The 18967-nt window shown below is 72.8% G+C and carries 19 protein-coding genes; 5 read left to right on the forward strand and 14 right to left on the reverse strand.

Features of this window, described 5'->3' with window-relative positions:
- Nucleotides 1-52: 52 nt before the first annotated feature.
- Nucleotides 53-1255 (forward strand): JmjC domain-containing protein, encoded by a 1203-nt coding sequence (locus ACWGL3_RS15455; RefSeq protein ID WP_452461442.1) that lies wholly within the window; start codon nt 53-55, stop codon nt 1253-1255.
- An 18-nt stretch (nt 1256-1273) separates the two neighbouring features.
- Here the strand turns inward: ACWGL3_RS15455 and ACWGL3_RS15460 are convergent, their stop codons facing one another.
- Complete coding sequence (locus tag ACWGL3_RS15460) at nt 1274-2098, reverse strand: TetR/AcrR family transcriptional regulator (RefSeq protein WP_344180692.1); 825 nt, start codon at nt 2096-2098, stop codon at nt 1274-1276.
- A 119-nt stretch (nt 2099-2217) separates the two neighbouring features.
- On the opposite strand from ACWGL3_RS15460, the gene ACWGL3_RS15465 reads away from it, so the two are divergent.
- The 4 genes from ACWGL3_RS15465 (at nt 2218) to ACWGL3_RS15480 (ending at nt 6052) form a co-directional block, all read left to right on the forward strand.
- Complete coding sequence (locus tag ACWGL3_RS15465; RefSeq protein ID WP_452461443.1) at nt 2218-3234, forward strand: ATP-binding cassette domain-containing protein; 1017 nt, start codon at nt 2218-2220, stop codon at nt 3232-3234.
- Complete coding sequence (locus ACWGL3_RS15470; protein WP_267945298.1) at nt 3231-4100, forward strand: ABC transporter permease; 870 nt, start codon at nt 3231-3233, stop codon at nt 4098-4100. Before ACWGL3_RS15465 ends, ACWGL3_RS15470 begins: the two co-directional genes overlap by 4 nt.
- Before the next feature lie 68 nt (nt 4101-4168).
- Nucleotides 4169-4903, forward strand: a complete 735-nt coding sequence (locus ACWGL3_RS15475; RefSeq protein WP_352984983.1) for a DUF2306 domain-containing protein — start codon at nt 4169-4171, stop codon at nt 4901-4903.
- Between the two features lie 288 nt (nt 4904-5191).
- Complete coding sequence (locus tag ACWGL3_RS15480; RefSeq protein ID WP_267945300.1) at nt 5192-6052, forward strand: (2Fe-2S)-binding protein; 861 nt, start codon at nt 5192-5194, stop codon at nt 6050-6052.
- Between the two features lie 46 nt (nt 6053-6098).
- On the opposite strand, the gene ACWGL3_RS15485 is transcribed toward ACWGL3_RS15480, so the two are convergent.
- The 13 genes from ACWGL3_RS15485 to ACWGL3_RS15545 all read right to left on the reverse strand — a co-directional run bounded on the left by ACWGL3_RS15485 (nt 6099) and on the right by ACWGL3_RS15545 (nt 18965).
- Entirely contained in the window at nt 6099-7361 is a 1263-nt protein-coding gene (locus ACWGL3_RS15485; protein WP_452461444.1) for a DUF4352 domain-containing protein, read from the reverse strand.
- Nucleotides 7362-7503: 142 nt separating this feature from the next.
- Entirely contained in the window at nt 7504-8709 is a 1206-nt protein-coding gene (locus tag ACWGL3_RS15490; protein WP_378553822.1) for an MFS transporter, read from the reverse strand.
- A gap of 294 nt (nt 8710-9003) precedes the next feature.
- Entirely contained in the window at nt 9004-10749 is a 1746-nt protein-coding gene (locus ACWGL3_RS15495; RefSeq protein ID WP_452461445.1) for a protein kinase domain-containing protein, read from the reverse strand.
- A 148-nt stretch (nt 10750-10897) separates the two neighbouring features.
- Nucleotides 10898-11071 (reverse strand): hypothetical protein, encoded by a 174-nt coding sequence (locus ACWGL3_RS15500; RefSeq protein ID WP_344180676.1) that lies wholly within the window; start codon nt 11069-11071, stop codon nt 10898-10900.
- Between the two features lie 61 nt (nt 11072-11132).
- Nucleotides 11133-11639: a flavoprotein gene (locus ACWGL3_RS15505; RefSeq protein ID WP_452461446.1), complete on the reverse strand. Its 507-nt coding sequence runs from the start codon at nt 11637-11639 to the stop codon at nt 11133-11135.
- A gap of 223 nt (nt 11640-11862) precedes the next feature.
- Nucleotides 11863-12120: a hypothetical protein gene (locus tag ACWGL3_RS15510; RefSeq protein WP_378553801.1), complete on the reverse strand. Its 258-nt coding sequence runs from the start codon at nt 12118-12120 to the stop codon at nt 11863-11865.
- A 147-nt stretch (nt 12121-12267) separates the two neighbouring features.
- Nucleotides 12268-12675, reverse strand: a complete 408-nt coding sequence (gene panD / locus ACWGL3_RS15515) for an aspartate 1-decarboxylase (RefSeq protein ID WP_267945307.1) — start codon at nt 12673-12675, stop codon at nt 12268-12270.
- 192 nt (nt 12676-12867) lie between these two features.
- Complete coding sequence (locus ACWGL3_RS15520) at nt 12868-15708, reverse strand: DEAD/DEAH box helicase (RefSeq protein ID WP_267945308.1); 2841 nt, start codon at nt 15706-15708, stop codon at nt 12868-12870.
- A gap of 12 nt (nt 15709-15720) precedes the next feature.
- A complete protein-coding gene (locus ACWGL3_RS15525; protein WP_267945309.1) occupies nt 15721-16617 on the reverse strand; it encodes a diacylglycerol/lipid kinase family protein in 897 nt (298 codons plus the stop codon).
- A 95-nt stretch (nt 16618-16712) separates the two neighbouring features.
- A complete protein-coding gene (locus ACWGL3_RS15530; protein WP_267945310.1) occupies nt 16713-17141 on the reverse strand; it encodes a DUF397 domain-containing protein in 429 nt (142 codons plus the stop codon).
- A gap of 104 nt (nt 17142-17245) precedes the next feature.
- The gene (gene tatC, locus ACWGL3_RS15535; protein WP_267950427.1) at nt 17246-18076 is read right to left on the reverse strand and encodes a twin-arginine translocase subunit TatC; all 831 of its coding nucleotides are present in this window, start codon (nt 18074-18076) and stop codon (nt 17246-17248) included.
- A gap of 304 nt (nt 18077-18380) precedes the next feature.
- Nucleotides 18381-18713 (reverse strand): Sec-independent protein translocase subunit TatA, encoded by a 333-nt coding sequence (tatA, locus tag ACWGL3_RS15540; RefSeq protein WP_267945311.1) that lies wholly within the window; start codon nt 18711-18713, stop codon nt 18381-18383.
- Nucleotides 18714-18779: 66 nt separating this feature from the next.
- Nucleotides 18780-18965 carry a hypothetical protein gene (locus ACWGL3_RS15545; RefSeq protein ID WP_267945312.1) on the reverse strand — a complete coding sequence of 62 codons (186 nt, stop codon included), beginning with the start codon at nt 18963-18965 and terminating at the stop codon, nt 18780-18782.
- Between the last annotated feature and the right edge of the window lie 2 nt (nt 18966-18967).

Raw genomic sequence — 18967 nt, forward strand, 5'->3', positions numbered from 1 at the left:
GGTCGCCCGGGCCGGGCGGCGCCCCCTCCCCCTTGTACGGAAAGGACGACCCGTGACCGACCCCGGCCACCTGTTCACCCGGACGCTGTACGACATCGTGGGGCGGGAGGCCCTCACCACACGCCTGTCGGAGGAGTTCGTCTTCGCCGACCTGGGGGCGGAGGCGGTGCGCTCGCTGCTGACCTTCGACGACCTCAACGGGCTGCTGGCCGCGTGCTCGCCGGAACCGCCGAGACTGCGCCTGCACCGCGACGGGTCTCCCGTCCCGGTCGACCGCTACACCGAGACGGCGACCGCCTCGCGGACCGAGCGCCGGGTGGTGCGCCCCGAGGCGCTCTACCGGGAACTGCGCGCGGGGGCGAGCCTGGTCCTGGACGGGGTCGACAGGATGCACCCGCCCGTGGGGGCGGCGGCCGACGACCTGATGCGGCTCGTACGCGAGCGCGCGCAGGCCAACCTGTACCTGATCTGGGGCGAGTCGCGCGGCTTCGACACCCACTGGGACGACCACGACACCGTGATCGTGCAGGTGGAGGGCACCAAGCACTGGCAGGTGCACGGCCCCGGTTCGCGCCCCTTCCCGATGAAGAACGACCTGGAGCACGACCACGAGCCCCCCCGCGACGCCGACGGCGGGCTGCACCTGGTGTGGGAGGGGGTCCTGCGCCCCGGCCAGGTGATCCACGTGCCGCGCGGCTGGTGGCACACCGTGACCGGGACGGGCGACGTGAGCATGCACCTGACCTTCGGGTTCACCCGCGCGACCGGGGTGGACTGGGCGGACGCCCTGGTGCGGCGGCTGTTCGCAGAGGAGGGGTTCCGGCGGGACCTGCCCCGCTTCTGCGACCCCGACGTGCGGCGCAAGCACCAGCACGAGCTGGCGGCGCGGCTGGTGGAGCTGGCCGAGGAGTGGGGCGTGGACGACTTCCTGGCCGAGCGGGACGCCCGGTTCCCGCGCCGGACGTCGTTCTCGCTCCCGTGGCCCGTCCAGGAGGGGGCTCCGCCGGAGGACGCCCGGGTGGAGTTCGTGCCGATCCTGCCTCCGCCGCTCGTCCGCGAGGACGGGCGGGTCGCGGTGTCGGTGAGCGGGCGGCGGTACCGGTTCCCCGCCGAGGTGGAGCCGGTCCTGGCGGTGCTGGCGCAGGAGCGCTCGCTCACGGTGGGCGCGCTGGCCGACCGCGCGGGGGTGGCCCCGGAGCGGGCCGCGGAGATCGTGGCGGTGCTGGCCAGGCACCACCTGGTGCTGGTGCGCTGACCGGTCGCGGGAGCGCGGCTAGCGGGCGGGGGCGTCCCCGCCCCCGGCCTCCCGCTCGGCGCGCAGTCGCCCGACGTGGACCTCGATGCCGTCCAGGACGCGGTGGAGGGAGAAGTCGAACTCCTCCGCGGGGCCGCCGAGCCGGTCCGGACGCCCCGGCGGCGGCTCCTCCTCCAGCACCGCGCTCTCCAGCATCATCGCGATCGTGGGGAACTCCTCGCGGGTGACGACCTTGCGCAGGCCCACGCTGTAGTCGCGCTCGGCCTCGGCCATCGTGCTCCCCGCCTCCCTCGCCGCGCGCGCCATGTCCGCCTCCAGGCGGAGCGTGTCGCGCAGCAGGGAGGAGAGCATCGAGAGCATCTGGAGCGCGCCCCCCACGTCGAGCCCCGAGCGGACGACCTCGCGCAGGCCCGCCTCCATCCAGCGGAGGCCGTTGGGCCCGACGGGCGGCCCGCTGAGCGGGAGCTGGATCGCCCAGGGGTGGCGGCGGTACACCTCCATCACCTCGTGGACCCACTCCTCGACCCCGGCCCGCCACCCCCGGTCCGGACGCGGCGCGGGCGGCGTCCCCTCCATGGCCCGGTCGCTCATGAGGACGAGCATGTCCTCCTTGCTGTCCACATGCCGGTAGAGGGACATCGTGGTGTAGCCGAGCTCCTTGGCGACCCGCTGCATGGAGACGGCCTCCAGGCCCTCCGCGTCCGCGACGGCGACGGCGGCGTCGACGACGGCCTCCCGGCTGAGCTTGGGCCGGGGCCCGCGTCTGGGGGCGGGCCGGTCCAGTCCCCACAGGAGGTCCACCTCCCGCGTCGTCCGGCTCGTCGGCTGCTGCTCGGTCGTCATACCCCACCAGTCGTCGGCTGCGCCCCTTCGGCTTCCAGGTCGCGTTGACACCCATCCTAAAACTGTGTATCTATTACACTAATACGTGTATGAGATAAACAGTTGAGAGGGCGCACGCCATGACCCACCCGACCCCGGCCATCAGCGCCCGGGGGCTCCGCAAGCACTACGGCTCCACCCGGGCCCTGGACGGCGTCGACCTGACGGTCCCGCCCGGGACCGTCCTCGGCCTGCTCGGGCCCAACGGCGCCGGCAAGACCACCGTCGTGCGCACCCTGGCCACGCTGCTGCGCCCCGACGCCGGGCACGCCCTCGTCGCGGGGTACGACGTGGTCGCCCAGGCCGACCTGGTCCGCACCAGGATCGGCCTGACCGGCCAGTACGCGTCGGTGGACGAACTCCTCACCGGCCGCGAGAACCTCGTCATGTTCAGCCGCCTGTACGGGTTCGGCCCCCGCGAGGCCGCGGACCGCGCCGAGGCCCTCCTGGAGCGCTTCGACCTGGTCGGGGCCGCCGACCGGCGCGCCGACGGCTACTCCGGCGGCATGCGCCGCCGCCTCGACCTGGCCGTGAGCCTCGTCCAGGGGCCCGCCGTGCTGTTCCTGGACGAGCCCACCACGGGGCTCGACCCGCGCAGCCGCCTCCAGGTCTGGGACTCGGTCCGCGCCCTGGCGGCCTCCGGCACGACCGTGCTCCTCACCACCCAGTACATGGAGGAGGCGGACCGGCTCGCCGACTCCGTCGCCGTGCTCGACCGCGGCCGGGTCATCGCCGAGGGCACGCCCGACTCCCTCAAGACCAGGGCGGGCGGCGACCGCGTCGACGTGATCGTCCGCGACCCCGCCGACCTGGAGGCCGCCGCCGAACTCCTGCGCTCCGCCGTCCCCGGGGCGGTCGGCGTCCACCGCCGTGAGCAGCGCGTCAGCGTCCCCGCCGGGGACCGCATGGCCGTGCTGACCGCGGTGGTCCGCGCGCTGGACGGCTCGGGCCTGCGGGTGGAGGACGTCGGCGTGCGCCGCCCCAGCCTGGACGAGGTCTTCCTCGCCCTCACCGGGGAGCCCGCCGCCGACCGCTCCGGCGGGGGCTCCGGGAACCCGGCCGCCTCCGACGACACCCTCCGGAAGGAGTACCGATGACCGCCGCCGGCCTCGGAACCACGCCCCGCCCGACACCGCCCGGGGACGGCCCGCCCCGCCCGCCGGGCGCCCTCCGCGGGTGGCGCAAGGCGCTCTCCGACACCCTGGTCCTGACCCGCCGCAACCTCCTGCACATGGCGCGCGACCCCTTCGAGCCGGCCATCGCGATCACCATGCCGGTCATGATGGTCCTGCTCTTCGGCTACGTGTTCGGGGACGTGATGGCACCGCCGGGGACGGACGGCTACCGGGCGTTCCTGGTCCCGGCGATGGTCGCGATGGTCATGGTCTACGGCGTCGGCGGCACCGCCTCCGGCATCGCCCGCGACACCGACCGCGACGTGATGAGCCGCTTCCGCACGCTCCCCATGTCCCCGGTGGCCGTGCTGGGCGCCCGCGTCCTGACCGACATGGCCCGTGCGGGCGCCGAGGTGGCCGTGCTGCTCCTCGTCGGGCTGGCGATGGGCTGGCGCGCCGAGGACGGCCCCGGGGGCGCCGCCGCCGCGATCGGGGTGCTTCTGCTCTTCCGGCTGGCCCTGGTGTGGCTGGGGGTGCTCATGGGCCTTCTGCTTCCCACTCCCGACGCGGTGAGCATGGTCGTCTACCCGCTGGTCTTCCCGGTCACCATGCTCTCGACGAGCTTCATCCCCTCCTCGGCGATGCCGTCCTGGCTGGCCCCGGTGTCCGAGTGGAACCCGCTCTCGGCGGTGGTCACCGCCACCCGCGACCTGTTCGGGAACCCGTCGCTGCCCTCCGACGCCTGGCCTTCGGAGAACGCCCTCCTGCTGGCGCTGGCCGTCCCGGTCCTCGCCGTCGCCGTGGCCGCGCCCCTGGCCGTGCGGCGCTTCCGGCGGCTCAGCCGCTGACCCGGTCCCGCCGCGCCACCGCGAGCCCTGCCCCGCTCCTCGCCCCCTCACGACAGAGGAGAAGACCCATGACCACCTCCACCGCGGAGCCCCCCGGAACGGGCGCCGGCCGTAAGCGGCCCGCCGCGCGCTGGTGGGAGCGCCCCTGGATCGCACCGCTGGCCCTGCTCTGCGGGACCTTCGCCGCGTTCTCCGTCCCGCCCTACGCGCGACTGGACCCCGCGACCGCGCCCATACCGATCTGGGAGGAACCCGGCTGGTACTACCCGATGCTGCTGACGCACATCTTCGGCGGCACCGTGCTCATGGCACTGGTGACCCTCCAGGTGTGGCCCTGGCTGCGCCTGGCGTACCCCGCCGTGCACCGGTGGAGCGGGCGCGCCTACGTCGTGTTCGGCATCCCCTTCGTCGGGGTGCCGGCCCTGCTCATCGCGCCGTACAGCCACGGCGGGACCTCGGTCGCCCTCATCAACACCGTGTGGGCCCTCTCGTGGCTGGCCTTCACCGCCATCGGCTACACGATGGCCCGCCGGCGCCGGTACGGCGTGCACCGGGAGTGGATGCTGCGCAGCTTCGCGCTGATCCTGTCCATCCCCCTCGCCAGGGTGAGCGTGCCCCTGCTGATGCTCGCCGCACTGCCCCGCCTGGAGTCGGGTTACGGCGGTGACATGGAGGCGCTGATCCTGGACATCGCCCCGGGCGCGGCGTTCCTCAACACCGTGCTCCCCCTGCTGTTCGTGGAGTGGTGGCTCAAGTACCGCCGCCCCCGCGGACGCGGGGCACGCGCCCCGAGGACGGCGTGATCCGGTGCGGGGCCGCGGTGGCGACGGCGCTGCCGCGGCTCCGCACCGCACATCCCGGACACCCGGAACAGCGGACAAAAGACAAAAACGCACCAGATTTCGAGCGAACCGGACTTTCCGACCGCGCTTCGGGGAAGGATCCGGGTCACCCCGACGTTCATTGCGACATCACCACTCGTTAGGGTAGCCTCACTTAAGAGACGCAGATGTACCCGTACCCCCGGGGTGTGAACTGCGACAACGCACCCCCGGACACGACGGCATCAGCGACGAAGGGCAGGTTCCGCGGTGACTCCAGACCCGCTCGACACGCTCCGCGACGCCTGCGCGGGGCTCAGGTTCGCGCCTCTGCCCGCCCTCCTCCCCCTCGACGACCTGCACTCCCACACGGTCGGCGGCGTGCACTGGTACCGGTCCGACTCCCTGGCGTCGGAGGGCTGGGTGCCGGTCCTGTTCGACAAGCTGCAGACCGAGCACGGTCCCGGGCACCGGCTCCCGGCAGCCACCAACTTCCTCCGGGTCACCCTGCGCGAGCCCATCTTCCTGGTCTCCGCCTCCCTGTACCTGACCGGGCGCGCGCCGGTCCTGTCCCCGGACCGCCTGTACCTGCCCTGGGACACCGTCCAGGCGCGGTTCCGCACCCCCGCGTCGGTCGACACCCGATTGGCCGTGCTGCCGGACGACCCGGCCGCGGGCCGTCCCGGGACGGTGGCCGCCCGGAACGAGGACGACCAGCTGCGCCTGGCCGCCGAGGGCCTGTTCGCCACCTTCTCGCCCCTGGTCGAGGCCCTGCACGCGCACTCGCGCGCGGGCAGGCGCACCCTGTGGGGGTGGGTGCTCGACACCCTGCACTTCTACATGCTCAACCCGGCCCGGTACCTGGGCCGCGACGCGGAGGAGGCCTGGGGACTGGCCACCCGGCTGGCGGACGCCGTGGTCGAGGCGGGCGCCGTGACCCGCAAACGGCCCCGCCTGTTCCCCTTCGCCCCGGAGAACCCGCGCGGGACCTGGGCCGTACGGGGCACCTGCTGCTTCGACTACAAGGGCGACCCCGAGCACGGCTACTGCACCACCTGCCCCCTCAAGTGCGACGGCGAGCGCCAGGAGGCCCTGTCCGAGTGGCTGCGCGACCCCGCCCTGGCCCCCTGACGCACGCCTGCGCACAGCCCGGGGTCCTGTGCCCCCGCCACCGGCCTCAGGTGACCGGCGCCTCGACCGGGCCGCTGTAGAAGGGCTCGAAGACGACGCGCGCCGCGTCCACCCGGCCCTCGACCGTGATCGCCCCGGACGTGGTCTGTCCCGGGGCGAGGGTCTGCGCGCCGAGCTCGTTGGCGTCCATGCCGATGGCCTCGCTGGTGCTGTGGACGGAGCCCTCCTCGTCCACGATGCTGAAGTAGAGCGGGTTGACGTCCAGCTGTTCCTCGCCGGAGTTGGTGACCGAGACGGCGACGCTCGTGTAGACGCCCTCGGCGTAGAGCGGACTGGGCTCGAAGTCGGTCTCGCCGGCGGTGACCTCCGCGCCCCGGGTCTCGGTCAGCCCCTCGTCCCCGGGGGCCCGCTCCCCGGACCCTTCCGTGGTCCGGTCGCCGACGCCCGCCGAGATCAGCGCGATGGCCGTGCACCCGCCGCCGAGGAGGAGCAGGAGCAGCAGGACGCCGCAGCCGATCCCGATGATCTTGCCCCAGGGCGTGGGTCTGGTCTCCGGCGGTCCGTAACCGCCCTGGGGCGGGTAGGTGTAGCCGGGCTGCGGCTGCCAGCCCTGGCCGTAGGCGGGCCCCTGCCCGTAGCCCGGCGGGCCGTATCCGGGCGGCTGTCCCGGGCCGTACCCGGGCCCCTGCCCGTAGCCCTGTCCGGGGTCGTGGTGGGCCGCGTACCCGGAGTCCGACGCGAACCCGGGCCCCTGGCCGGACGGGTAGCCGCCCGCCTCGCCGTAACCGGGTCCCTGGCCGGAGCTCCGGTCCCCGGGGAGCGGGCCTCCGTCCGGGGCCCCTCCCGCGCCGGCCTCCGAGGTGTCCGTCTCGCCGTAGCCGGGCGGGTACCCCTCGTGCTCGTAGCCCGCCTGCGCGGGCCCGTTGGGTCCCTCGGAGAGTTCACCGGCGCCCGGCGCGGACGATCCGCCGGCGGGGGTCTCCCCCGGTGCGCCGTCCTCCTGCGGGTGGTCGCCGTAGGGCTGCTCCCGGTAGGGGTGCGCTCCGAAGGGCCGGTCCCGGCCGGGGTGCCCGCCCGGGGGCGGGTCCTGCGAGGTGTACCCCTCTCCTTCCCCGCCCGGAGGGGGCTGCCGCATGTGCGGATCGTGGTGGGGGAACTCGTGCGGCGGTTCGCCGGGGGGCTGCCGGCCGCCCTCGACCGGGTCCCCGGGGTCCCCGGGCCTCCACTCCTCCGGCGGGTGGTGGTTCACCGGGTCGGGACGCGGTTCCGACGCTTCCCCCGCCCCGTCCTCGGGCTCTCGACCGGTCACTGAGAACACCCCCTGTCAGCGGAATCCGCCCACCGAGGCCGGTAGGCGCCCCAAAACTGCACGGTAACCGCGGTCCGGGGACTCGTAGGACAGCTGCGGGGGCGTTTCCGGTAAAGGTCCGGATGTTTTTACGGGGCCCGGTTCACGGCGTCCGCGGGGTGCTTCGGGAACGGGACGCCAGGGCGCGCACCGCGAGCACGAACACGGGCAGGGTGAACAGCGCCGCGAACAGGTTGAGTCCGCCGAACCCCGCCTGGGCCAGCACCACACCGGACAGCGCTCCCGCCGCGGCGCCGCCCAGGTTCATGGTGAGGTCGCTGACCCCCTGCACCCGCGGGCGCACGTCCGCCGACAGCGACTCGGCCAGCAGGGCCGTCCCCGCCACCAGACCGAAGGACCAGCCCAGCCCCAGGAGCACCAGCCCCGTCGTCACGAGCACCTCGTCGTGACCGGCCGTCCCGGACACCGCGGTCGCGACCAGCAGGATCACCTGGCCGGTGAGGAGCACCGGGACCCGGCCGAACCGGTCGGTGAGCCAGCCCACCACCGGCGACAGGCCGTACATGCCGGCGATGTGCAGGGAGATGGTCAGGCCGATGACGGTCAGCGCGGCGCCGTGGTGCGACATGTGCACGGGCGTCATCGTCATGACCGCGACCATCACCGTGTGGCTGGCGACGATGCCCACGATCGCGAGGAGGGCTCCTGGGCTGCGTCCGACGACGCGCAGGGCCCCGGGCACGGACAGCCGTACACCGGCGGGGGCTCCGCTGCGGGCCAGCTCGGTGGTGGCCGTGCGCAGGGGGTCGGGGCGCAGCAGGGCGAAGATCAGGACCGCCCCCAGGACGAACCCGGTGGTGGTGAAGACCACGGGGCCGAGCAGCTCGGGGAGGCCGAGGAGGGCGGCGACCCTCCCGCTGGGGCCGATGAGGTTGGGGCCCGCCACCGAGCCGACGGTGGTCGCCCACACCACGACGGACAGGTCGCGGCCGCGCGTGGCCTCGGACGCCAGGTCCGCGGCCGCGTGCCTGGACTGGAGGTTGGTCGCGGTCCCCGCTCCGACGAGCACCATCCCGAGGAGGAAGAGGGCGAACGACTCCAGGACGGTGGCGGCGATGACGGTGGTTCCGCCGACGGCGCCGAGCGTCCAGCCCAGCGCCAGGCCGGGACGGCGTCCCCGGCGGGCGGCCAGTGACGCCAGCGGCAGGGCGAACACGGCGGCGCCCAGGGTGATCATGGTGGTGGCCATACCGGACCAGGCGTCCGAGCCGGACAGGTCGAGCGCGATGAGCGCGCCCACGGCGAGCATGGCGCCCATGCCGATGCCGCCGACCACCTGGGCGAGCATGAGGACGAGGACGGTGCGGCGCTGGATGCGGGCGCGCGCCTCCTCGGGGAGGGCCTCCCCGACATGAGCGTTTTCTGTCGACACGAGGCCTGCTCTCCGATTCGTCCTATCTACGGAGGAATCGTAACCGGCCGCTCAGGGGGGCGGACGCGTCGGGTCCCCGCCCCACGGGGGCGGTCCCCGCCCCGTGAACTGCGGCGGCGGACCCGCTCCCCCCGGACAGCCGACAGGACGCCCCCGTCCCCGGACAGGACAGGGGCCCGGACCGACGGCTCCGCACCCGGTGGCACTTCCTTACCGACCCCCCTGCCGTCCGGCGGTCTGCTCGACCCAGCGGTCGTCGGCGAACCACCGCAGCGCCGCGCGCAGGCGCTCGATGTCGTGATGCTTTGCGGCACCTATTTCCTTGGCGAGGCACACGACCTTTCCCCCCTGGAAATCCTTGAGCGAGGCGAACTTGGGGAGGTCTTTGCCGGGCCAGATCACGAACTGGGTCTCGGCTCCCTCACCGACCAGGCTGACCTGAGTCAGGTCCTGCCAAGAGGCCATCCGCTTTCCTGGCCCCCTCTCGGTCCCGGCCGTCAGGCCGCTGTCGCGCAGACCAAGATGTGGGGGACCTTCGGCAATCGCGGAGACGACCCACCAGACGGCCAGGATGAACCCGGCGGCTATGCACAGTTGACCCAACAGGGGGTCAATGAGACTCGCGATGCTGCTGATGAGGCCGCCGAGGAGCACAATCGAAGCTAGGAGGAAGATTGTTCCCAGGACCTCCGGCACTCCCCAGGATCCTTTGAATTCCACCTCCTCCACCGGTTCTGGCCGGGCATTACTTCCAGTTCCGATGTCGAAGGCCTTCCGAACGGTGCCGCGCGGCTTGAATTCGATGCGGCGCACCGTGCTGCGCCGTCCGCCGGCGTCGACCTGCACGGTGTGCTGGCCCGCCTCCAGGGGGAAGCGACTGCGCCCGCCCACTGGGACGGCCCCGACGGCTATGCCGTCGAGGAGGACCTCCACCGGTTCGAGGCTGAGATTGCCGACCACCAGTGCCGCCCGGTCCGGAGCGGCCGTGCCGGGCTCGGAGGCCCGAGACCGCTTCGTCTTCGGCTCGGCCGTCTTCCGCGCAGGAGGCCTTGCCTGCGGTGTCTCGATCCGGGTGTAGTTGAGCGTGTGGCGGGCCAGGACCTCGGTGAGGTCATCGGGCAGCCATCGGCCGCCGTCGCGGGCCCGGGCGGAGGATATGGCGGTCAGGGCCGTCAGCACGTCGTCCAGGCCGGGCCGGTCCGCAGGGTCCTTGGCGAGGCAGGCGCTGATCAGACCCGCCAGGGGCACGGGCAGGCCCGCCAGGTCGGGCTCCTCCTGGACCACCCGGAAGAGGACCGCGAGTGCGGGTCCCTCCCCGAAGGGACTGCAGCCGGTGGCCGCGAAGGCGAGCACGCATCCCAGGGAGAACACGTCCGAGGCCGGGCCGGCCTTCTGCGCCTTCGCCTGTTCGGGGGACATGAACGCGGCCGTTCCCAGCACGGTGGAACTGTGGGTGTGGGAGGTGGTGTCCAGGGCGCGGGCGATCCCGAAGTCGATGAGGCGGGGCCCCTCCTGGGCCAGCAGGACGTTGGCGGGTTTGAGGTCGCGGTGCACGATCCCCTGGGCATGCACGGCGGCCAGGCCCTCGGCCAGGCCGGCGCCGAGAACAGCCACCGTCTCCGCCGGCAGGGGGCCGTGGTCGGTGACGGCGCGGTGCAGGGTGGGGCCGGGGATGTAGGCGGTGACCAGCCAGGGCGGGGTGGCGTCGGTGTCGGCGTCCACGACGGGGGCGGTGTAGAACCCGCCGACCTTGCGCGCGGCCTTGACCTCGGCGGCGAAGCGGCGGCGGAAGTCGGCGTCGTCGGCGAGTTCGGGGCGCACGACCTTGACCGCGACGGTGTGCCCGCCGGGGGAACGGCCCAGGAACACCTGGCCCATCCCTCCGCCGCCCAGACGGGCGTGCAGCGTGTAGGGGCCGATGTGGGCGGGGTCGCTGTCTCGCAGGGGGTCGGCCATGGCACCGCTTCCAGGGGGTTCGGCTCGGTCGGGAGCAGATGATCCCAGGGAAACCGCCCCGGTGGGCGTTCCTTGCCGGAACCGGCCACCACGGCCTCACCGGCGAGGTCTACCGCGTTTCGAGGTCCCCGGCGATCCTCCCCCGGGGTCATCCCGCGTGGTGGCGGATCCGCTCGCGCGGAAGCAGCGCGAATTCCTCCGCTCCGGCTCCCTCATCAGGGACGGCGGACACCGACCGCGCCCCCGCGTTCCGGGCGTCGGCCATGAAGCGGTTGACCCGTTCGCGGGCCCGGCCGAGCCCGCGGAACACCCGGTCGGTCACCACCGCCTGAATCCAGCCGTGCGGGGGCGGTGCTCCGAGAACCGGGACGGGAGGGCGCCCCCTACGGTACGGCCGCCCCGGCGAGGGCTTCGGCCACCCGGCGCCACGGAGGAAGACCGTGGGCCGGATCGCGCAGAAGCGTGACGTGGGGGATCTCGTCCAGGAGCCGGAGACTGCGGTCCAGTGCGGGATGGCCCGCGAGCCCGTCCCCCGTCTTGGGAACCAGGAGCGTGGGGACGCCGCGCCCGATCATCTCGCAGACGAGCGCGACGGCGAACGTGTCGGTGAGGCCGAGGGCGGTCCTGTTCGTGCTGTTGAAGGACCAGGGGCAGGCGAGGACGGCGTCCGGAGGGGGCAGGCTCGTGCCGGTGCCGGGACGCCGGAAGTCCACGCGGACCGGTTCCCCGGTCAGCGCCTCCAGTGCGTCGAGGTCGTGGAAACGGGTGCCCGTCGGCGTGCACAGGACGGTGACCCGCCACCCCTTCCCCTGGAGCAGGCGGACCAGGTCGGGGGCTGTCTCCTCCGGCCTGGTGGAGGCGGCGGAGAGCGCGAGGTAGAGGGTTCCCATACGTCCGGTCTGTCCGCTGGGGCGGGGGCGCATGCGTGCCACGGGTCCCTGGTTCCTCCGGGCGTCCCCGAGGCGGACGGCGGCGGTACGCACAGGGCCCGCGCCGGTCGGCGCGCCCCCGCCACCCGTGGCGCCTCCCACGCGACGCGAACGCCTTACCGCTGTCGCCGTCCGGGGGCGTGTGCGGAACGCGTGCGTTCGGGCCGAATCAGCAGACGCCCTCCTAGGCGCGGCCGTAGCGCCAGCGCAGGAAGTCGTGCTCGCGCTCGACGTAGCGCATCTCGGCGTAGAGGTTGTGCGGGTCGCGCGCACTGATGACGACGCCGCTCTCGGGGACCACCGGCCAGCACGCGTAGGCCCAGAAGCAGCGGGTGTAGGCCCCCCAGACGACGACCCACGCCCCCTGCTTCTGCCATTCGATGTGCTCGGCGATCCGGCGCTGTTCCTCGTCTCCTGTGTCGTCCATGCCGACTGTGGGCATACCCGCCGCCGGGAGGACCGATCAGGCCGGAATCGGCCAGTTTGCAAGGGTTGTAGGTGCGCTCCGAAAGCCGTTGCACGGACAGGACGCCCGTGCCGACGCCGTGGGCGCCGGCACGGGCGTCCGCCTCGCGCGTGTCCGGGCCGGTCAGCGCCCGGCGACGAGTGTCGTGTCGCCGGGGACCGGCTCCGCCGGGTCGTTGCCCAGCTTGACGATCCTGTTGTCGCGGTCCACGTGCACGATGTGCTGGACGTGCTCGGCGCGCTCGGCCTCGTCCACCTGGGCGTAGCCGATGATGATGACGAGGTCGCCGGGGCTGACCAGACGGGCGGCGGCCCCGTTGATGCCGATGACCCCGCTGCCGCGCTCCCCGACGAGGGCGTAGGTGACCAGGCGGGCTCCGTTGTCGATGTCGACGATGTGGACCTGCTCCCCGTCGACGATGTCGGCGGCGTCCATCAGGTCGGCGTCGATCGTGACGGAGCCGACGTAGTGCAGGTCGGCCTGGGTGACCGTGGCGCGGTGGATCTTGCCGTTGATGAGGGTGCGCAGCACTGTTCGAGCCTCGTTTCAGGTGTCTTGCGAACTACAGGCCCCTGTGTCGGGGGTCCCGTGCGTCTCCCATGATGGACCCGGCCGGGAGCGGCTGCGACCACCGGGGTCCCGCAATGCGACGAACGCCCCCGCGACCGCCGGTGTTCCCCGCGGCGGCCGGCCCCACCGGACCGGCCGCCGCGCAGAACGCGCCTAGTTGAACGAGGAGTAGGCGACCACGCCGCGGCGCACCAGGTCGGCGGCCTTGCGCGAGGTGGAGCGCACCTCCGCGTCACCGGTCGCCCCGGCGATCTGGCTGAGCATGTCCACCAGCATCTTGGCGGTGCGCACGAAGTCGCCCGCGGGCATGTCCGCCTGGCGCAGGATGTCGTCCAGCCGGTCGCCGCGCGCCCACCGGTGCGCCGTCCACACGAACCCCAGGTCCGGCTGGCGCAGGAACGACACCCGGTGCCGGGCCTCGACCTCGTTGAGCTCGCCCCACAGCCGCACCATCTCGGCAAGGGTCGTCTCGACCGGGCCGGAGGGGACGCGGGGGTAGGCGTCGTCGTTGCGTCGCGCCTCGTAGACCAGGGACGCCACGCACGCGGCCAGCTCCACCGGGTTGAGGCCCTTCCAGACCCCCCGGCGCAGGCACTCGGCGACGAGCAGGTCCAGCTCCGAGTAGATCTTGGCCAGACGCGACCCGTCGTCGGACACGCTGTCCCCGGACAGGTACTCCAGGTCCTCCAGGACGCCGCACACCCGGTCGAAGGTACGGGAGATGACGTGCGAGCGCCCCTCGACCCGGCGGCGCAGCGAGTCGGTCTCACGGCTCAGCCGGAAGTACCGCTCCGCCCAGCGGGCGTGGTCCTCGCGGTCCGCGCACCCGTGGCAGGGGTGCTCGCGCAGCGCGGTGCGCAGCCGCAGCACCTCGGCGTCCTCGCCCGCGTCGCGTCCGCCCCGCTCGTAGACCGGGTCGGTGCCGCGCTCCTTGAGCTTGTTGCGCAGCGTGGAGGCCAGGTCCTGGCGGGACCTGGGCGACTTGGCGGAGAAGGACTTGGGGATGCGCATCCGCCCGGACGGATGCACGGGAACGGTGAAGTCGCTGGCGTTGACCCGCTTGACCTGCTTGTCCGCCGTGAGCACCAGCGGTGCGGGCAGGTCGTGGCGCAGTCCGGGGTCGAGCACCACGGCGTGTCCGGAGAAGCGGCCCGACGGGATGCGGATGATGTCGCCCGGCCGCAGTTTCTCCAGGCTCTCCAGGGCCTCGTCGCGCCGCTGGGCCGAACGGGTCTTGGAGAGCACGGACTCGCGGTCGCTCAGGGCGCGGCGCAGCGAGGCGTACTCCATGAAGTCGCCCAGGTGGCACTCGGCGGCCTTGGCGTAGCCGTCCAGCGCCTCCTCGTGCTTGCGCAGCTGCTTGACCAGGCCGACCACGGCGCGGTCGGCCTGGAACTGGGCGAAGGACTCCTCCAGCATGGTGCGGCTGCGCCGGCGGCCGACCTGGCCCACCAGGTTGACCGCCATGTTGTAGGACGGCTGGAAGCTGGAGTTGAGCGGGTAGGTGCGGGTGCCCGCGAGGCTGGCGACGGCCTCGGGGTCGGTCCCTGCCTGCCACACGACGACGGCGTGGCCCTCCACGTCGATGCCGCGGCGTCCGGCACGGCCGGTGAGCTGCGTGTACTCGCCCGGGGTGAGCCGGACGTGGGCCTCGCCGTTCCACTTGTCGAGCTTCTCGATGACCACGGTCCGCGCGGGCATGTTGATGCCCAGGGCGAGGGTCTCGGTGGCGAACACGGCGCGGATGAGCCCCCGGGAGAACAGGTGCTCGACGATCTCCTTGAACGTGGGGAGCATCCCCGCGTGGTGGGAGGAGATGCCCGCCTCCAGGGCGCGGAGCCACTGGTCGAAGCCGAGCACGGCCAGGTCGGCCGGGGGAATGTCGGCGCACCGGGTCTCCGCGTACTCGCGGATCTCGGCGGCCTCCTCCGGGCTGGTGAGCACCAGGCCGGAGGCCACGCACTGGCGGACGGCGTCGTCGCAGCCCGCGCGGCTGAAGATGAAGGTGATGGCGGGCAGCAGCCCGTCGTCGTCGAGTTCCTCGATGATGGCCGTCCGGGAGGGCGGCGCGAAACGCGAGCGCGGGCGGATGCTGCCCCGGGCCCTGGACTGCGGGTGGCGCCGCCGGTCGGCCAGCTGGGTGATCCGGGAGTCCTCCTCGGCGAACCGGATCAGGGACGGGTTGATCCGCAGCCTCTGGCCGCCGACCTCGATCTCCCGGTGCTGCTGCGGGCGGCGCCTCTCGCGCTTGCGCTTGCCCTTGCTGCGGTGGCCGCCGGAGTCGGGCTCCTCCTCCGGGCCGGTGTCCTCCTCCATGTCCACGAACAGGTCGTGGACGCGGTTGCCGACCATGACGTGCTGCCACAGCGGCACCGGGCGCTTCTCGTCGACGATGACGGTGGTGTCGCCGCGCACCTGCTGCAGCCACTCGCCGAACTCCTCGGCGTTGCTGACGGTCGCGGAGAGGGCCACCATGCGCACCGACTCGGGCAGGTGGATGATGACCTCCTCCCACACCGCGCCGCGGAAGCGGTCGGCGAGGTAGTGGACCTCGTCCATCACCACGTAGGCGAGCCCGCCGAGGGTGGAGGAGCCCTCGTAGAGCATGTTGCGCAGCACCTCGGTGGTCATGACGACCACGGGGGCCTCGCCGTTGACGCTGTTGTCACCGGTCAGCAGTCCGACCCGGTCGGCGCCGTAGCGCTTGACCAGGTCGTTGTACTTCTGGTTGGACAGGGCCTTGATGGGCGTGGTGTAGAAGCACTTGGTGCCCTCGGACAGGGCCAGGTGCACGGCGAACTCGCCGACCACGGTCTTGCCGGAGCCGGTCGGGGCGGCCACCAGCACCCCGTGGCCGTTCTCCAGGACCCGGCAGGCCCTGACCTGGAACGGATCGAACTCGAACCCGTAGAGGCCCTGGAAGGCCTCGATGGCGGGGCTGGAGGCGGCCTGGCGCCGACGGAAGGCGGCGTACCGCTCGGAGTGACTACTCATATGGCCTCCAGCCTATGAGGTCAGCTCCAACATCTCGACCGATTTGGGGACGACCTCGCAGACCAGTGGCGGCTCCCCGACCCGCTCGCCGTCGGCGTAGGCGGCACCGGCCGCGGCGCGGATGGTGACGGAGCGGCCGCGTTCGACCACCACCTCGTCGCATCCGGTGTGGCTGCCGTTGAAGACGCGGGGGAACAGGCGCAGGAACCGGCCCACCGGGGCCTCGCGGACGAAGACCACGTCGAGGAGTCCGTCGTCGGGTTCGGCGTCGGGGCACACGAGCATGCCTCCGCCGTAGGCGCTGGTGTTGCCGACCGCGACGAGCATGCCGGGTTCGGCGATGCGTCTGCCGTCCACCTCGATCTCGAAGTCGACGGGCGCGAAGGAGCGCAGTTCCGCGAGCAGGCCCACCACGTAGCCGGCGCGGCCGAGCCTGAACCGGGAGTCGTTGACCCGCTCGTTGACCCTGGCGTCGAAGCCGCAGGCCAGGACGCTGAGGTAGTAGCGCTGGGTGCCGTCGGCCAGGGTCATGCGCACGGTGTCGGCGGGGCGGGTGCGGCCCCGCAGGATCGCGGCGGCCACCTCCCGGGCCGGGCCGCTGGGGCGGCCGAAGGCGCGGGCGATGTCGTTGCCGGTCCCGGTGGGCACCACGGCCAGGGGGACCCCGGTCCCCACGACACCCTGGAGGGCCTGGTGGACGAGGCCGTCACCGCCGACGGCGACGAGGGCGTCCGGGTTGTCGGAGGCGGCCAGGCGCGCCATCCTCCGGCTGTCGGAGGCCGAGCGCCCGGTGTACACGTGCACTCTGGCCCCGGCGTCGCGGAGCGCCTGTTTGAGCCGGACCGCGGTGACGGCGGCGCGGCGCCTGCCGGAGACGGGGTTGACGAGAAGAGCGATGTGAGGGGGCATACCAGTCCTTGCTACCCCGTAAGGGACAGGGAGGGAGTTCGGAGCTGTGGAGGTCGCCCGCGCACCCCTCGCGCCCGGGTGCGCGCGGGGGTGCGTCAGGAGGTCTCGGAGGCCCCGGCCCGCTGTTCGGCTTCCTCACGCTGGCGGCGATGGTACTCCTCCATCGCCTTGGGGGTGTTCAGCGGGGAGGGCACCCACGCGACCTCGACGTCGACCTCGCCGTTCTGGATCCGGCGCTCCTCCTCGGTGAGGTACTCCTCGGGGATGTCGAACTCGCCGTCACGGGCGCCCAGGACGAAGGCCTCCCACTCGGCGGGGGTGAAGTACAGCGTGCCCTTCTCGGGGGACTTGCCGTCGCGTACGGCGCGGAAGCCGTCGTCGAAGGTCGCGACCTCCACGACCGCCTCGGACTCCTCCTTGGACAGGGAGGAGCGCATCCAGACGGCGTCGGTGGTGTCGTGCCACTTCTCGTTGCCCATGGCCTCGGGAGGGAGGTCCCGTCGGGCTTCTCTCTGCTCACTCATCGGTCTTCCCCTTCTCCGCGGCCCGGGTCGGCCCGGGGGTGCACCGGAGCCGACGGTGGGACGAGCCCGCCCCACCGCCCGACCCTAGCGTGTGCCGGGGCCCCTCATGAGCGTTTTCCGGACTCTTCTCCCACGTCGGGCTCGTCCAGGGCGGACGGGGTGTCGTCGAGTTCGGAGATCTCGTCGTCGTCCAGGCCGGCGTAGGGGTCGTCGCGCTTCTTGCGGCGGTCGTTGAGGAAGGCGAACAGCTCGGCGATCTCGAAGAGGACGACGAGCGGGACCGCCAGCGCGAGCATGGAGATCGGTTCGGCCGGGGTGATGACCGCCGCGATCACGAACGAGGAGAAGATGATGACGCGGCGCCACTTGGCGATGGCGGCGTGCGGGAGGACCCCGGAGATGTTGAGCAGGACCACCAGCAGGGGCAGCACGAAGCCGATGCCGAACATGCCCATCATGATGAGCATGTAGTTGAGGTACTCGCCGATGGTCAGGAAGGGGTCGGCGTCCTCGGGCAGGAAGCCGAACAGCATGGTGAGCGCCATGGAGGTGATGGCGTAGGCCAGGGCCGCGCCGCCGGCGAACAGCAGGGCGGCCAGCGGCGCGAAGAGGTAGGCGTACTTCTTCTCGCGCCCGTGCAGCGCGGGGGCGACGAACGCCCACAGCTGGTACAGCCAGAACGGCGCGGAGACGAGTGCCCCGACGAACAGCCAGACCTTGAAGGCCACGAAGAAGGCGTCGAAGGGGCCGGTGACGATGAGGGAGCAGTCGTCGGGTCCGTTGACCTGGGACACCGGCAGGGAGCAGTAGGGCTCGACCAGGAACGCCCACACGTAGTCGTAGACGAGGTATCCCACCACCGCGCCCAGGGCCAGCGCGATGGCCGCCTTGGTCAGTCGGCTGCGCAGCTCGCGTAGGTGCTCCATGAGCGGCATCCGGGCCTCCGGATTGGCCGCCCGGCCTCGTGCGCTCATCGTGTGGTCACTCTCTTCTCCTCCGGGTCCGCGCGGTCGGCGCGGATCCCCATGACAGCCGTGCGGCGCGGCGCTCCTGCTCGGCGCCGCGCCCGTGTCGCTCCCGTGTCCGGCACCGGGGGGTGCCCGTCACGGGAGCCGCCCGCCTCTCGGCGTCGGGCGCCCGGCGGCGCCGCCCTCGGGCGGGCCGCTGAGGCGGAACCGCGGCGTCACGCGGTGCGGGGGGCACCGCGGAGCGCGGCTCCACGCGGATGTGGCGCCTGGATCAGTTGCCGTAGGTGCGGTGGGTGGTCTCACCGGACTCGTCGACGATGCGCTGGCCGGGGGGCAGCTGCGGGTAGTTCTGCTGCTGCGGCTGCGACGGCTGCTGGGGGTACTGCTGGCCGGCCGCGGGGTTCTGCTGCTGGGAGGCCTGCTGGTTCTGGGCCCCGTTCGCCTCGGCGTTCTCGTCCTCGTCGATCAGGCCCTTGCTCTCGGCCTTGAGGATGCGGGCGCTGCGCCCCAGGGATCTGGCCAGGTCCGGCAGCTTCTTGGCTCCGAACAGCAGCAGGGCCAGGATCGCCAGGATGGCGAGGGTAGGTCCGTTGAACGGTCCCATGGTTCTACCTCTCTGTGGGGCGCGAACAAGCGCCTTCGATGGTACGCGTACGCGGATACGGGTCCGTCATGTCCCCGCACCGCTTCGACCGACGCGCTCACGCAGGTCATCACTGCTCGCCCGGTACTCGTCCGACGCCCGTGCCACCCGCTCGGACAGCACGCCCGCGGCGCGGCGCACCCGCAGGGCGAGGGCCGCGACGACGGCGAGTCCGGCTGTGAACACACCGAACAGGACGGCGAGGACGATCACGC

Source organism: Nocardiopsis sp. NPDC055824 (assembly GCF_053616335.1).